Here is an 11,986-nt window from a genome sequence, read left to right as displayed (position 1 = left end):
GTTGATCCTCACCGAGGACTATCTGCAGGACCTGCTCGACAAGACACTGCCCCAGGTGCGCTCCGGCGACTGGGCCGTGGTGCTCGAGGGTTCCATCGCCGAGGGGTTCGGCAACTCCGGCTCGGACATCGACTTCCTGCTGATCGGGCGCAGCGAGGACGACCTGCCGACCATGCCCTCGCTCTTCTTCGTGGACGGCCGCCGGGTCGAGGTCCGGACGCGTTCCCTGCGTCAGGTCACCGAGCAGTTCACCGCCCTGAAGGCGGACGAGCGGCGCGTGGGCAGGATCTCCGAGGACCTGCTGAACCGGTGCCAGCGGCTGCTGCACAGCTTCCCGCTGCGCGGCCACGCCCTGGTCGACGAGGTCAAGGCGCAGTTCCCGCAGGAGCGCTTCCGCACGGTCGCCGCGGACTGGTGGGCGCACGCCGCCAGACAGTCCCTGCGCCACGCGATGGCGATGCTGTGCCTCGGGGAGGACGAGGAGGCCGTGGACTGGGCCCGCTCCGGCCTGGTGCAGGCGGTCAAGTCGTGGGCGGCGGTGCGCGGCGAGACCTACCTGGAGCCCAAGTGGCTCTCCATGCAGCTGGACCGCGCACAGCGGCCCGGGGTCCGGGAGCGCTACTGGGAGCTGGAGTCCGGCGGAACCGGCATGGACGCCGACGCCCGTGTCGATGCCTGTCTGGCGTTCGCCGCGGAGCTGGGCGTCACAGGTGTGCCCCACCGGCCGGAACGGCTGGCCGTGGAACGCCGGCCCGGTGTGACCACCTGGCAGGTGGTGGAGCGCGTCCATGTGGTGCGCGGGCGCAGCGACGTGTTCGCGTTCGGTGAGCGGGCCGGCCGGGTGTGGCGCTCGCTCGTCCTGGGCAGGCCGCTGCCCGAGGCGCTGGCCGGGGCCCGTGCCGCCGGCGGCTCGGAGGCGGGACCACTGCTGGCGCAGTTCCTGCGGCTCGGACTGGTCCGGCTGACCTGGAAGGGCGGCGGCACCGTCACACCGGCCCTGCCGCTGGCCTCGCCGCCCGGTCCGCTGACTCCGCCGCCCAGTACGGTCCGGCCGTTGCTGTCGCTGCGCGGGGCGGCGGTCTCCGGTCCCGACGCGGTCGATCTGGTGCCGCTGCCTGCCGCACGGTTCTCCGCGGCGGCGCTGGCGCTGGTCTTCTCCAACATGGTGGTCGAGAACGCCAGGGAGGATCTGGCGGGCGCCGTGCGGCGCAACCAGTGGAGGGTGGCCGAGGTCGCGGCGCACCGTGCCGCGCAGAGCGCGCTGCGCGGCCTGTTCTGCGCGTACGGGGTCAGCCCGCTGCCGCCGGACCCGGATCTGGTCCGCCGGCTTCCGCTGCTGTCCCTGCCCCCGGACACGCGGCCGATCGGGCCCCTCGCGGACGCCCTGATCCGGGTCGCCGTCGACTCGGCGGAGAGCGCCGAGCGCGTGTCGCTGGAGCTGGAGGAGTTCATCGGCGTGGTGCGGGAGGCGGCCGGCGCGGACGCCTTCCCGGCCTCCTTCGACTCCCCCGACACCTGGCGGGCCACCCTGGAACTCGGTCACGACTGGGTGCGGGTCGCCGCCCACTTCGACGCGGACCTGCCGCTCGAGGAGGTGCGCGACCTCGTCGCCAGCAGCGGGGCGCAACCTCATCAGGCGGGGTGACCCCCGGCCCGCCGCCGCCCGCGCGTCCTTGCGCCGCCCACCCGCCCACCCGTCCTTCCACCGCCCGCGCCCGCTCCGCCGGCCGCACCGGCACCCGCCCCGCCCCGCCCGGCTCCGGCCGTCCGCGTGGGGTCCGGCCCCGATCACCCGACCGCTGCGCGGCGTCCGACCGCGCGACATCTGGAGGCAGACCGTGAGACCCACCATCCGCGACCACCACCGGGGGCTTCGATGAACGGGGGCCCGACCGTCCTGGTCACCGGCGCCGGCGGGTTCCTGGGCGCCGAGGTCACCGCACGCCTCCTCGCGGCCGGCCACCGGGTGCTGGCCCTGCTGCACCGCAACGGCGACATTGTCCGTAACAGCGGAAAGCGGCTGAAGGCTCCGCAGGGCTCGCTGACACGGCTCACCGGCGACATCACCCGGCCGGGGCTCGGACTGGACGCGGAGCAGCTGCGCCTGGCCGCCGGAGCCGACCGGATCGTGCACTGCGCAGGCATCACCGACTTCGGGCTTCCCGCCCAGCTGTACCAGGACGTCAACGTCACCGGGACGGAGAACGTCCTGACCCTGGCCAAAACCCACGGCACACCACTGGTGCACGTCAGCACGGCGTACGTGGCCGGTGAGCGCGACGGCACCGTCCAGGAGGACGAACTCGACGTCGGCCAGCGGTTCGGCAACACCTACGAGAGCAGCAAACTGCGCGCGGAGACCCTGGTGCGCGAGGCGGCCGGGGACGGACTGCCCGTTGTGGTGATCAGGCCGAGCATCGTGGCGGGCGAGCGGCGCACGGGCCAGGTCCGGGACTACAAGACCCTGTATCCGGTGGTCAGGCTGATCACCAAGGGACGGGTCAGGACCATCCCGGGCCACTACGACGCGCTCCTCGACCTGGTTCCGGTCGACTACGTGGCGGACCTGATCGCCGAGGCGGCAACCCGTTTCGAGGACGCCCGGGGCCGTACCATGCACGCCGTCGCGAGCCGTCCCCTCACCCTGCGGGACCTGTCCGACGTGCTCGCCGAGTACCCCTCGTTCCAGGTGGCGAGGTGGGTTCCGTCCAGTGTCTTCTCGGAGGACGCCCTCCCGGTCGGCGAGCGTCTGTGCCACGAACGGGTCATCTCCCTCTACACCGCCTACATGAGTCGCCGGATCCGCTTCGACAACACCGGCACGGTCGCCTTCAGCCGCTTCCCGGTCCCCGTCGGCGGACCTCCGTACCTGCGGAAGCTGCTCGACCACGGTCTGAAGACCGGCTACCTGGGCGCCCCCTCGCCCGGCACCGCCGAATCCTTACTGGTCACAGCGGGAGAGGGCGGCACGCCATGAGCACCGCGACGACCGAACCGGGCCACGGCATCGAGGTGTCGCCCCTGCTGACCTGCAGCCCGCGCAAACAGCGGCTGTACGGCGCGGACACCTACTTCCAGGAGAGTTTCGAGCAGCTCGGGGCACTCACCGACGACGTCACCGGCTTCGCCCACCGGCACGCGGCACTGCTGCTCAAGCCGGACGCCGTGGTGGCCCGCAGGCTGCTGCCGGCCCTGGACTGGCTCGCCGAGCGGGGTTTCCGCGTCGTGGCCGCGGCGCCGACCCGGCTCAGCAGGACCGCCGTCCGGTCGCTGTGGTACTTCCAGTGGAACCTCGCCACTCCGCAACGGCGCCGGCTCGCCGGGCTGTTCCTCCACTCGACCTCCTCGCTCGTCCTGCTGGTGCAGTCCGAGGCCGAGACGGACGTCCCGGCGTCGGTGGTGCTCACCGGGCTGAAGGGACCGACCGACCCGGACGCCAGGGTGCCCGGCCAGCTGCGCCATCTCCTGGGCCGCTACAGCTATCTGCTCAACCTGGTGCACACCCCGGACGAACCCGCGGACGTGCTGCGTGAGCTGGCGGTCCACTTCGACGACGACACGCGCGACCGCCTCTTCCGCGGGGCGCTCTCGGGCGCGGACGCCACCGCGCACGCCACCGAAGTGGCCGAGCGGATGTACGCGGACACCAAGCCCCGCGAACTCGACTTCGAACCCGCCGTCGAGCGTCTGCGCATCGCCGTGGCCGGCCGGGACGGACTCGATCCGGCCGCCGCCCCGCGGGAGCTGCTGGAGTCCGCCTGGGCCCACGGCGTGGACCTGGATCCGTGGGACGCCGTCATCGTCGGCTCCACGGTGCTGCCGATGCGGCAGCCCGGCCGCGCCCCGGTGCTGGACGGATCCAGTGCCGACATGTGGCGCAGTCACCTGACCGCCCTCCGGAGCGACCTCACCTGAACGAGGAAACACTCATGCAATTCGCCAGGACCCTTCCCCGTGCGCTGGTGCACCGGCAGGCGGTGGCCGAGGTCTTCCTGACCGACGCCGAGCGCCACGGCGAGGACAACGTGCTCCTCGCCGCGCAGCTGCCCCGCCACCACGTCTTCTACGACGACACCCTCGGCCCCCGCACCCGTCACGACCCCTTCCTGCTGCTGGAGACGTGCCGCCAGGGCATCTTCGTGGTGGCGCACCGCTACCTCGGCGTGTCCGAGAACGACAAGTTCCTGCTGCGCTCCGTCGAGTACGAGGTGACCGACCCGGACGCCCTGGTGCACGGCGTCGCGCCCGCGGAGGCGGTCCTCGCGGTGCGGATCGAGGACCGCTTCGGGGACCGGCGCCGTCCGAAGGGGCTGCGGCTGCGCTTCGAGGTCACCGTCGACGGGCGCGAGGCCCTGCTGGCCCGCATCTCCTTCTCGTGGCTGCCGCCGGGGACCTGGCAGCGGATGCGCGACGTCCGGCGTGACGCGCTCGGCCTCTTCGGGCGGCCGGTCGCCCTCCGTGTGCCGCGGATCGATCCCTCGCGGGTCGGCCGCCGCGATCCGGCCAACGCCGTCATCTCGCCGCCGGGCGTCACCCCCGACGGGGGACTCACGGCCCGCCTGGCCGCCGACACCACTCATCCGACCCTGTTCGACCACTGGGTCGACCACGTCCCCGGCATGCTGGAACTGGAGGCCCTGCGGCAACTGGCGGTCGTCGCCGCCGCGGACGCCGGCACCGTGCGCACGGCCTCGGCGCTGCCCGTGGGCCTGTCCGCACGGTTCCGCCGTTTCGCCGAACTGGACCTCCCCCTGACGTGCACCACCGCTCCGGCGTGGCGGGGTGCCGGGCTGGAGTGCGCCCTGGAACAGCACGGCACACCGGTCGTCGAGGCCCGCCTCACCCTCGCCGACCGGGATCCGGCCGCCGGCCTGACGGAGGTCTCCGCGGGCCGGAGCGCCCACGGGGTCTGACCCCGGCGACACGGCCCACCCCACGACACGCAACCGAGCGAGGGATCTCCCCACATGACCACCGTCGCCGCACACCGGGTGCCGGGCCGACTGGGCCGCTTCACCCTGCGCACGTTCCGGCCCCAGATCTACGTCACGTACGGCGTCCTGTGGGTCTGCGCCCTGGAGGGCTCGGCGGTCGCGCTGACGGGAACGTCCTGGCGGCCGACCGGGGCGACCTGCGTACGGGCCGTCAGCGTCGTCCTGGTCCTGCTGTTCCTTCGCATGCTGGACGAGCAGAAGGACCTGGAGTACGACCGGGTGCACCATCCGGAACGGCCCCTGGTGACCGGTGCGATCAGTGCCGCCGAGCTGCGCGGCGCCATGGCCGTGCTCGCCGTCGTGGCGGCGGGGCTCAACGCGGCCCTGTCGGCGACGGCCGTCCTCCTCGTCCTGGCGGCCTTCGCCCACGGGCTGCTGGCGGCCCTCCTGGAGCGCGTGTCGGCGGCGGTGCGCGACCGGCAACTGCTCAACCTGGCGGTCGTCTGCCCGGTGCAGGTGCTGCTGGGCTGCTACGTGTACGGGTCCACGGCCGCCGCCGGCACCGTCACCGCCGACTGGCGCGGTGCGGTGCTGATCGTGCTGTGCGTCTGCGTGTTCCTGCACTTCGAGTTCGCCCGCAAGACGGCGTGGGAAGCACCGCCGGGCGCACGCCTGTACTCGGCGGAGCTCGGCACCGGGCCCAGTGTCCTGATCGTCATGGGGCTGGTGGCCGGCGCGGTGGCCTGCCAGATCGTCCTGTTCGCGGCCGACGGCGGGTCGCTGTGGCCGCTGTCCTGCCTGCCCGCCGTACTTCCGCTGTGGGGCGCCCGGCGGTTCTCGACCGCGCGCCGGGGTGGCTGGCCGCTGCTCCCCGCGACGGGCTTCGTGCTGGGGACCCATCTCGCCCTGGCCCTGCAGGCGGTGGCACTGCGGTGAACACGGAACTCCCCCTCTCTGCGACGGAGGTGCTCACCACCACCCGTTCCGTCCGCCGGGGCCTGGATCTGGACCGCGAGGTGGCCCCGGAGCTGGTCGAGGACTGCCTGCGCGTCGCCCTGCAGGCGCCCAACGGCATGAACCGGCAGAACTGGCGCTGGATCGTGCTCACCGAGCCGCGGATCCGCGCGGAGGTCGCCGAGGTGTACCGCGCCGCGTTCCTCGCCCGCAACGCCTCGGCCCTGAGCCGGCTGGACGAACTGCCCGCGGCGACACGCTCCACAGTGACCGCGGGCCGGCAACTGGCCGACCGGCTGCACCGGGTGCCCGTGCTGGTCGTCCCCTGTCTCGAACTGGCCGACGGGGCGCTGTCGGAGGGCAACCAGGCCGGGCTGTGGGCCTCGCTCCTGCCGGCGGCGTGGAGTTACGCCCTGGCCGCCCGCAGCCGCGGCCTGGTCACCGCGTGGACAGCGGTCCATCTGGACCGCGAGCAGGAGGTCGCCGACCTGCTGGGGTTGCCGCCCGCCGTACGCCAGGGCGCACTGCTGCCGACGGCATACCCCCTGCGGTCCACCTTCCGCCCCGGCCCACGGCTTCCGCTGGAGTCGGTCCTGCACCGCAACGGCTGGCAGGGCTGAGACGGCCGCGCCCCGTGCCGGGTGCCCGCGTACGGCCCCGCCCGGGACAGTATTCCGGACAACGCTCCCCTCGGCACGGGACGCGCGGTGGCGGAAGATGATGTTCCGGACGGGACCCGGCCACGGCCCAACCTCCACACCTCCGACGCGACCGGCGAGGGCGTCTGGAAGCCGGACCAGGTCGAGGCGCTCTGGAGGTGATCACTCGTGCACCGTGTAGGCGACTTCTCCCCCGGCGGAGGTGTGCGGCTCGATGATGACCCGGGCCGTGTGCGTGGAGGTCTTGCCGCGAAACCGCTTCCGGAAGCCGTCCAAGACCCAGACCTTCAGTCCGCCCTGGCGCTCTCGTGAGTCGCTCATGGCGCTGGTCATCTCCAGCTCGATGCTGCTGTGCTGAAATCGCAGGGGGTTATTTCCGCTCCCATGTGCCGCAGCCGTCAGCTCGTCATACGTCGCCTGGACGGCTTCCTTCAGACCGACCACCGCAAGTGCCCCCGCCGTCAAGGACTGGAAGGGCAAACGCTGAACCTCATCGGCAAGTTGTCGTTGCTCGGACGCCGAAGGCCGGGGGCCTTTCCCCTCTGCCTATGCCGTTACCCCTTCGCGAACCGTGGCGACTTGGCATCGGGCGGCGGATCGGGGACGTCGCTCATCACGCTCTTGAAGGCGTCGGAGGGCCCGTCGGGCATCAGGACCCCACGATCCCGCAAGGTATCGGCTGAGCGCCAGACGCTCCACATCCAGGTTCCAGTGCTCTCGTCGAGAACGAGGCGTTCGACGAGCCCGTACTGCCGTACAGAGCCGAAAGACGCCCGTCAGCAGTGGAAGTCCCCTGGGACTTTTCTGGGACTTCCAGCCCCATCAACCGGCACGAGCGTGAAAGAAGCGAAAGGTCATTCGCGCAGGTCAGCGGCCATTACATGCCCATCACGGCAGGTCACGGCGCTCGCTGGTCTCTTCCGGGACATCTGATCGACAAACACCGCCGCCCCTCTCCTGACCAGGTGAAACGCTGGTCCGGAAGGGGACGGCGTCCTCTGTGGGACTTCTCCGGGCCTTCGCGCCCGAGCGGAGGCTGTGCGAGCTGCGGCCCGGCGCTGTCCGGGCCGGGGCCGGACAACCGGCTCAGGGGGAGGACGCTGACGGTCCGGGCCGGGGTGGCCGGACCGGTGCCTCCGTCCGGACCCGGACCGCCGCCTCGACCATCTGATGGACTCCGAGCAGCAAGGGCGGCGCGGCCGGAGGGGGATAAGCCGGAGGGGGACAACGGGCCCGACGTGTCCGCGCCGCACAGGCCACGCCGACGGCTGCGGCACCGGGGACGGGGACGGGGACGGTCTCCGCGCTCCGGCACCTCTGCGTCCCCGGGCCGGCCGACGGGTCCTTTGGCCCCACCGGTCCGGTGGGGCAGGACGGCGTCGGCACGGCCGCGTCCCGGTGACCGGAGTCGGTGGCCGGAGTCGGTGGCCGGGATCGGCCGCGCGGGACCGGTGGTGCGGGAACGGCGGTGGGTAGGTGCGTTCCGGAGAGCAGAGGTGAGGATCTTCCTCACCGACGATCGGCCCCACCCGGACACCGAAGGAACGGACACAGCGATGGAACCCCCCACGGCAACCTCCACGGAGACCTCCGGGACGGCCTCGGCCACCCTGGGCGAGCAGCTCCTGCTCCTCTCGCTGGACGACGAGTCCGGCACCGCCAAGGAGTCGGCGAAGGTCGCCCCGGCGATCGCCGCGGCCGCGCTGGTGGAACTCGCGCTGGCCGGCCGGATCGACGTGACCGGCGACAAGGTCACCGTCGTCGACGCGACGCCGCCGGGCGAGCCCGCCCTGGACGCCGCGCTCGACGCCGTCGCCGGCAGGGAGAAGCCGGGCAGCACCAAGGACTGGATCAACCGGCTGAAGACGGACGCCGTGGCCCGGGCGAACGCGGGTCTGGTCGAGAAGGGGCTGGTCCGCGAGGAGAGGAAGAAGGTGCTCGGCCTCTTCCCCGTGCGCCGCTACCCGGAGGCCGACGGCTCGGTGGAGGCGGCGGTACGGCAGCGCCTGCACGCGGTCGTCCTGCAGGGCGCGGTGCCGGACGAGCGTACGGCGAGCCTGGTGGCCCTGCTGCACGGAGCGAAACTGCACCGCCTGGCCTTCCCCGGCGCCGACGCGCGCCGGGTGGAGGCGGCCATGGAGTCGATCTCACGGGGCCGGTGGTCCGCGACGGCGGTGCGTCACGTCGTGAAGGCCGCGGAGGACGCGCTGACGGCGATCATCGCGGTGACGGTGACGACGACGATCGTCACGAACTGACGCTCCCGGGAGCCGTGCCCCACTGGACAGTGGGGGCGCCGTCCTCGGCGAGCGCCTCCGCCAGCAGGTCGCAGTAGCGGCGCAGGTCCTCGTGCCAGCCGACGAACGACGCGAAGTCCCGCATGTGGACGGCGAGCCGGAGTGTGGCCGCGCGTTCGGTGCCGGACGGGAGGGCGGCGACGCCGGCGGTGCCCGTACCGCCGGCGTAACCGGAGAGCAGGGCGTGCGCCGCCGCCGGGTAGTCGACCGGTGGTCCCTGCCCGGCGGCGCCGAGACCGCGTGCGGCGGCGGCGCGCAGTTCGTGCAGCTCTCCGAGGATCCAGCCGAGGTCGAGGGCCGGGTCGCCGCCGGTGACCTCCTCGCCGATGAGCAGGGCGGCCCGGCCGCCGGCGGCGGAGGGGACCAGCCAGCCGGTGCTCGGCGCGCCGTGCAGCAGGACCGCGCCCGACCCGCCGGGTGGTTCGTTCGCGGCCTCGGACCAGTCGGTCAGCCGGGCCCACAGTGAGGGGCCGAGCCGGATGCGGGCCAGTGCGCGCAGCCGGGTCGCTCCCGGAGTGCTCTCCTCCCCCACGGCCCAGGCGCGAAGCCGCCGCAGGCCGGGGTGGGGCGGCCGCTGCGGGAAGTCCCACGGCTCCCGGTGCAGCCGCCGCAGTGTCCTGCCCGCGTCCGCCAGCGCGCTCACCGCGAGCCGGTGGGCGGCGCTGTCGCCGGAGGGCAGCAGCCGGGCCACCGAGACGGCGCCCTGCACCCGGTACAGCACGCCCTGGCGCGCCGCACCGTCCGGCGCCGGGCCTCCGGTCCACTCCCCCAGGGCGAGCCGGGCACCGGGCCGGCCGTCCGCCGCGTCACCGGCGGCGATGCCGGCCCGGCGCAGGGCCGCCTCGACCGGCGCCGCGGGAAGGCGCTGCGCACGGGTGTGGGCCGGCCCGGGTGCGCGCAGCCAGCTGAATGCCGTGCCTCCGTGGTGTCGCACGGTGATCCGCAGATAGCGGGTGCCGTACTCGCGCACGGTGACCGGTTCCGCTTCCCGGGCGGTGACCGGCTCAGCCACCGTGCCGCCGCCGGACCGCCTCGATGATCTCCCGGGCGTCCCGGAACGCCGCGTCCCGGCCCTCGGTGAAGAGCACCCCGCCGCAGTTGAGGATCACCTCGTCCACCCCGGCGCCCCGGTACTCCTCGAGGCGGGCGGCGATGTGGTCCGCCGAGCCGAACACGTAGGTGCCGCTGTCCACCAGGGCGGCGGCACCGGCCCTCGGGTCGGACGGATCGGCCCGCACACCGGCGCGGCGCAGCATGTCGGTGTAGTGGTCGGCCGCCAGGTGTCCGGAGGCGGCCGTGTGCGCGAGGACGTACGGGTCCCGGCCGCTTCGCTCCACCGCGACGTGGACGACGGTCGCGACACGGCAGCGGGCGTCCCGGTCCTTGGCGCCTTCCTCCAGGGCGGGCAGCAGGGTCCCGGCGACGTATCCGGGCGGGGTCATCCAGGTGATGGCGACGTCCGCGACGCCGCCGGCGGTGCGTGCCATGTTGGGGCGCAGTACTCCCACGCCGACCTCCACGCCCGGGTGGTCCATGGGGATCAGCCGCCCCCGCAGCGCGTGGTAGTCACCCGCGTGGTCGACGATCTCCCCGTCGAGCAGCGAGCGGACCGTGCGCAGGTAGTCGGCGGCCATCGTGCGCGGGCTGGGATAGGTACGTCCGTTGAGGCTGCGTACGAACGCCGGTGCGCCGACGCCGTATCCGGCCACCACCGTCCTCCCGGTCAGCAGGGCCAGGGAGCGGGCCTGCAGGGCGGCCTCGTACGGGTGGCGCAGCGGCATCAGGGTCACGCCGGTGCCGACGGGGACGCGCACCCCGGCGCCGGCGAGGTGGGCGAACGCCTGGTGGGTCTCCACCTTGAGCGACTGGCCCGTCCACAACCGGCGCGCGCCGGTGTCGCGCACCAGCTCGGCGAAGGGCCGCAGGGCGTCCGGGGTGTCGGGCATGTTCGGCACGAGCACGCTCGGGAGCACGTCGGTCACAGGTAATCCTGCCTTCCCGTAGCTATTTCTTGACGAGTTGTTGTGTTAGCACTACATTCCTCGCATGAGCCCAGTGAGTCATCGCGAGGGAATGCCGATCTACAACCAGCTGAGAGTGCTGCGCGCGGAGCGCGGTCTCAGCAGGGTCGCGCTGGCCGAACTGGTGGAGGTACACCCGCAGACCATTGGCGCCATCGAGCGGGGTGACTACTTCCCGAGCCTCGATCTGGCCTTCCGCTTCAGCGACGTGTTCGACCTTCCGGTCGAAGCGATCTTCAGTCGCCGGCCCTTCGCCCCGCTGTCCGCCCAGCTGTACAAAAAGGAGGAACGCACGTGAGCCGGGAAGGTTTTGACATGACGACGAGTCCGGTCCGCGGTCCCATCCGCCCCGTGGCGCTCTCGCTCTGCGCGCTGAGCGCCGCCATGGTGGTGCTGTCACTGGTCTCGGACGGCAACGCGTTCTCCGACTCGTGGTGGCTCGTGGGCTTCGCCCTGTGGCTGCTGCTGTGGGGCGTGCTGCGCTCGATGACCCGGGGCGTGGCCGAACGGCCGGTGGCGGGACTGGACGAACGCGAGCGCGGGCTGCGCGACCGGGTCTCCTTCATCGGGTACCAGTGCGCGATCGCCGCCGGCATGGCCGTCGTCCTGCTCATGGTCGTCTTCCAGAACGACCCCGGGATGATCGAGCGGATGCCCGGACTGCTGACCACGCTGATGCTGACGTCGTCGGCGCTGCCCTCCATCATCCTGGGGCTGTCCGACACGGGCGTCGAGGACGCCGAGTCCTACCAGGACGAGTGAACCGGCCGCGGGAAACCGGCGACCCGCTATCGTGCGGCAGGGCGGGTGCCCACCGATTGCGGCGGTGGGCACCCGCCCTGTTTCTCAGCGGATCACGCGATTCAGCAGGAGTGGTCGAAGGTGTTGTCGATCGACACCGCCGAGACGGCGGACGCGGCGGAGATGCACGCCTGCGACGAGGTGGTGATGGTGATGGTGGCGCCCGGGGCCTCGACCGCGGGAACGATCTCGTCGGCGGCGGCGTAGGCGGAGTAGCCGCTGATGAGGGACTGGGTGTTCATATTCACTCCCATGGGTGTGAGCGGAATCGGATGGTGACCGGATCGGCGATTTCGGCGATCACGTTCTCCGGCCGTGCC

The 11,986-nt window shown here is 72.7% G+C and carries 14 protein-coding genes; 9 read left to right on the top strand and 5 right to left on the bottom strand.

What is annotated here, in order from left to right:
* Nucleotide 1: 1 nt before the first annotated feature.
* The 6 genes from ACWZEH_RS27740 (at nucleotide 2) to ACWZEH_RS27715 (ending at nucleotide 6,508) form a co-directional block, all read left to right on the top strand.
* Entirely contained in the window at nucleotides 2-1,645 is a 1,644-nt protein-coding gene (locus tag ACWZEH_RS27740; RefSeq protein WP_456193811.1) for a hypothetical protein, read from the top strand.
* Between the two features lie 231 nt (nucleotides 1,646-1,876).
* The gene (locus tag ACWZEH_RS27735) at nucleotides 1,877-2,977 is read left to right on the top strand and encodes an SDR family oxidoreductase (protein WP_456193810.1); all 1,101 of its coding nucleotides are present in this window, start codon (nucleotides 1,877-1,879) and stop codon (nucleotides 2,975-2,977) included.
* Complete coding sequence (locus ACWZEH_RS27730) at nucleotides 2,974-3,915, top strand: nucleoside-diphosphate kinase (RefSeq protein ID WP_456193809.1); 942 nt, start codon at nucleotides 2,974-2,976, stop codon at nucleotides 3,913-3,915. The genes ACWZEH_RS27735 and ACWZEH_RS27730 overlap by 4 nt, the downstream gene beginning before the upstream one ends.
* Nucleotides 3,916-3,929: 14 nt before the next feature.
* Nucleotides 3,930-4,913, top strand: a complete 984-nt coding sequence (locus ACWZEH_RS27725; RefSeq protein ID WP_456193808.1) for a ScbA/BarX family gamma-butyrolactone biosynthesis protein — start codon at nucleotides 3,930-3,932, stop codon at nucleotides 4,911-4,913.
* Between the two features lie 54 nt (nucleotides 4,914-4,967).
* Nucleotides 4,968-5,870, top strand: a complete 903-nt coding sequence (locus tag ACWZEH_RS27720) for a hypothetical protein (RefSeq protein WP_456193807.1) — start codon at nucleotides 4,968-4,970, stop codon at nucleotides 5,868-5,870.
* Nucleotides 5,867-6,508: a nitroreductase family protein gene (locus tag ACWZEH_RS27715; RefSeq protein WP_456193806.1), complete on the top strand. Its 642-nt coding sequence runs from the start codon at nucleotides 5,867-5,869 to the stop codon at nucleotides 6,506-6,508. The genes ACWZEH_RS27720 and ACWZEH_RS27715 overlap by 4 nt, the downstream gene beginning before the upstream one ends.
* Before the next feature lie 201 nt (nucleotides 6,509-6,709).
* Here ACWZEH_RS27715 and ACWZEH_RS27710 read toward each other — a convergent pair whose 3' ends face one another.
* Entirely contained in the window at nucleotides 6,710-7,027 is a 318-nt protein-coding gene (locus ACWZEH_RS27710; RefSeq protein ID WP_456193805.1) for a trypco2 family protein, read from the bottom strand.
* Between the two features lie 606 nt (nucleotides 7,028-7,633).
* Nucleotides 7,634-7,903: a DUF6629 family protein gene (locus tag ACWZEH_RS27705; protein ID WP_456199865.1), complete on the bottom strand. Its 270-nt coding sequence runs from the start codon at nucleotides 7,901-7,903 to the stop codon at nucleotides 7,634-7,636.
* 200 nt (nucleotides 7,904-8,103) lie between these two features.
* On the opposite strand from ACWZEH_RS27705, the gene ACWZEH_RS27700 reads away from it, so the two are divergent.
* On the top strand, nucleotides 8,104-8,805 hold the full coding sequence (locus ACWZEH_RS27700) for a GOLPH3/VPS74 family protein (RefSeq protein ID WP_456193804.1): 702 nt from the start codon (nucleotides 8,104-8,106) through the stop codon (nucleotides 8,803-8,805).
* On the opposite strand, the gene ACWZEH_RS27695 is transcribed toward ACWZEH_RS27700, so the two are convergent.
* Together ACWZEH_RS27695 and ACWZEH_RS27690 are read right to left on the bottom strand one after the other, a co-directional pair.
* On the bottom strand, nucleotides 8,795-9,856 hold the full coding sequence (locus tag ACWZEH_RS27695) for a hypothetical protein (protein ID WP_456193803.1): 1,062 nt from the start codon (nucleotides 9,854-9,856) through the stop codon (nucleotides 8,795-8,797). The genes ACWZEH_RS27700 and ACWZEH_RS27695 overlap by 11 nt on opposite strands.
* Entirely contained in the window at nucleotides 9,849-10,826 is a 978-nt protein-coding gene (locus ACWZEH_RS27690) for an LLM class flavin-dependent oxidoreductase (protein WP_456193802.1), read from the bottom strand. Before ACWZEH_RS27690 ends, ACWZEH_RS27695 begins: the two co-directional genes overlap by 8 nt.
* Nucleotides 10,827-10,890: 64 nt before the next feature.
* Here ACWZEH_RS27690 and ACWZEH_RS27685 point away from each other — a divergent pair, with 64 nt between their 5' ends.
* Both ACWZEH_RS27685 and ACWZEH_RS27680 read left to right on the top strand, forming a co-directional pair.
* The gene (locus ACWZEH_RS27685; protein WP_456193801.1) at nucleotides 10,891-11,163 is read left to right on the top strand and encodes a helix-turn-helix transcriptional regulator; all 273 of its coding nucleotides are present in this window, start codon (nucleotides 10,891-10,893) and stop codon (nucleotides 11,161-11,163) included.
* 17 nt (nucleotides 11,164-11,180) lie between these two features.
* Nucleotides 11,181-11,627, top strand: coding sequence for a hypothetical protein (locus ACWZEH_RS27680; protein ID WP_456193800.1), 447 nt, complete (start codon nucleotides 11,181-11,183; stop codon nucleotides 11,625-11,627).
* A 101-nt stretch (nucleotides 11,628-11,728) separates the two neighbouring features.
* On the opposite strand, the gene ACWZEH_RS27675 is transcribed toward ACWZEH_RS27680, so the two are convergent.
* Nucleotides 11,729-11,908 carry a hypothetical protein gene (locus ACWZEH_RS27675; protein WP_202977438.1) on the bottom strand — a complete coding sequence of 60 codons (180 nt, stop codon included), beginning with the start codon at nucleotides 11,906-11,908 and terminating at the stop codon, nucleotides 11,729-11,731.
* Between the last annotated feature and the right edge of the window lie 78 nt (nucleotides 11,909-11,986).

It is taken from the genome of Streptomyces yamdrokensis (assembly GCF_053890455.1).
Note: the sequence above shows the minus strand (reverse complement) of the source record. Positions and strands in the feature narration are given on the sequence as shown.

Bases quoted from the DNA above. Each gene is read 5' to 3' on its own strand.
- ACWZEH_RS27735 (WP_456193810.1), top strand. From the start codon at position 1,877: ATGAACGGGGGCCCGACCGTCCTGGTCACCGGCGCCGGCGGGTTCCTG.
- ACWZEH_RS27730 (WP_456193809.1), top strand. From the start codon at position 2,974: ATGAGCACCGCGACGACCGAACCGGGCCACGGCATCGAGGTGTCGCCC.
- ACWZEH_RS27725 (WP_456193808.1), top strand. From the start codon at position 3,930: ATGCAATTCGCCAGGACCCTTCCCCGTGCGCTGGTGCACCGGCAGGCG.
- ACWZEH_RS27720 (WP_456193807.1), top strand. From the start codon at position 4,968: ATGACCACCGTCGCCGCACACCGGGTGCCGGGCCGACTGGGCCGCTTC.
- ACWZEH_RS27700 (WP_456193804.1), top strand. From the start codon at position 8,104: ATGGAACCCCCCACGGCAACCTCCACGGAGACCTCCGGGACGGCCTCG.
- ACWZEH_RS27685 (WP_456193801.1), top strand. From the start codon at position 10,891: ATGAGCCCAGTGAGTCATCGCGAGGGAATGCCGATCTACAACCAGCTG.
- ACWZEH_RS27680 (WP_456193800.1), top strand. From the start codon at position 11,181: ATGACGACGAGTCCGGTCCGCGGTCCCATCCGCCCCGTGGCGCTCTCG.
- ACWZEH_RS27675 (WP_202977438.1), bottom strand. From the start codon at position 11,908: ATGAACACCCAGTCCCTCATCAGCGGCTACTCCGCCTACGCCGCCGCC.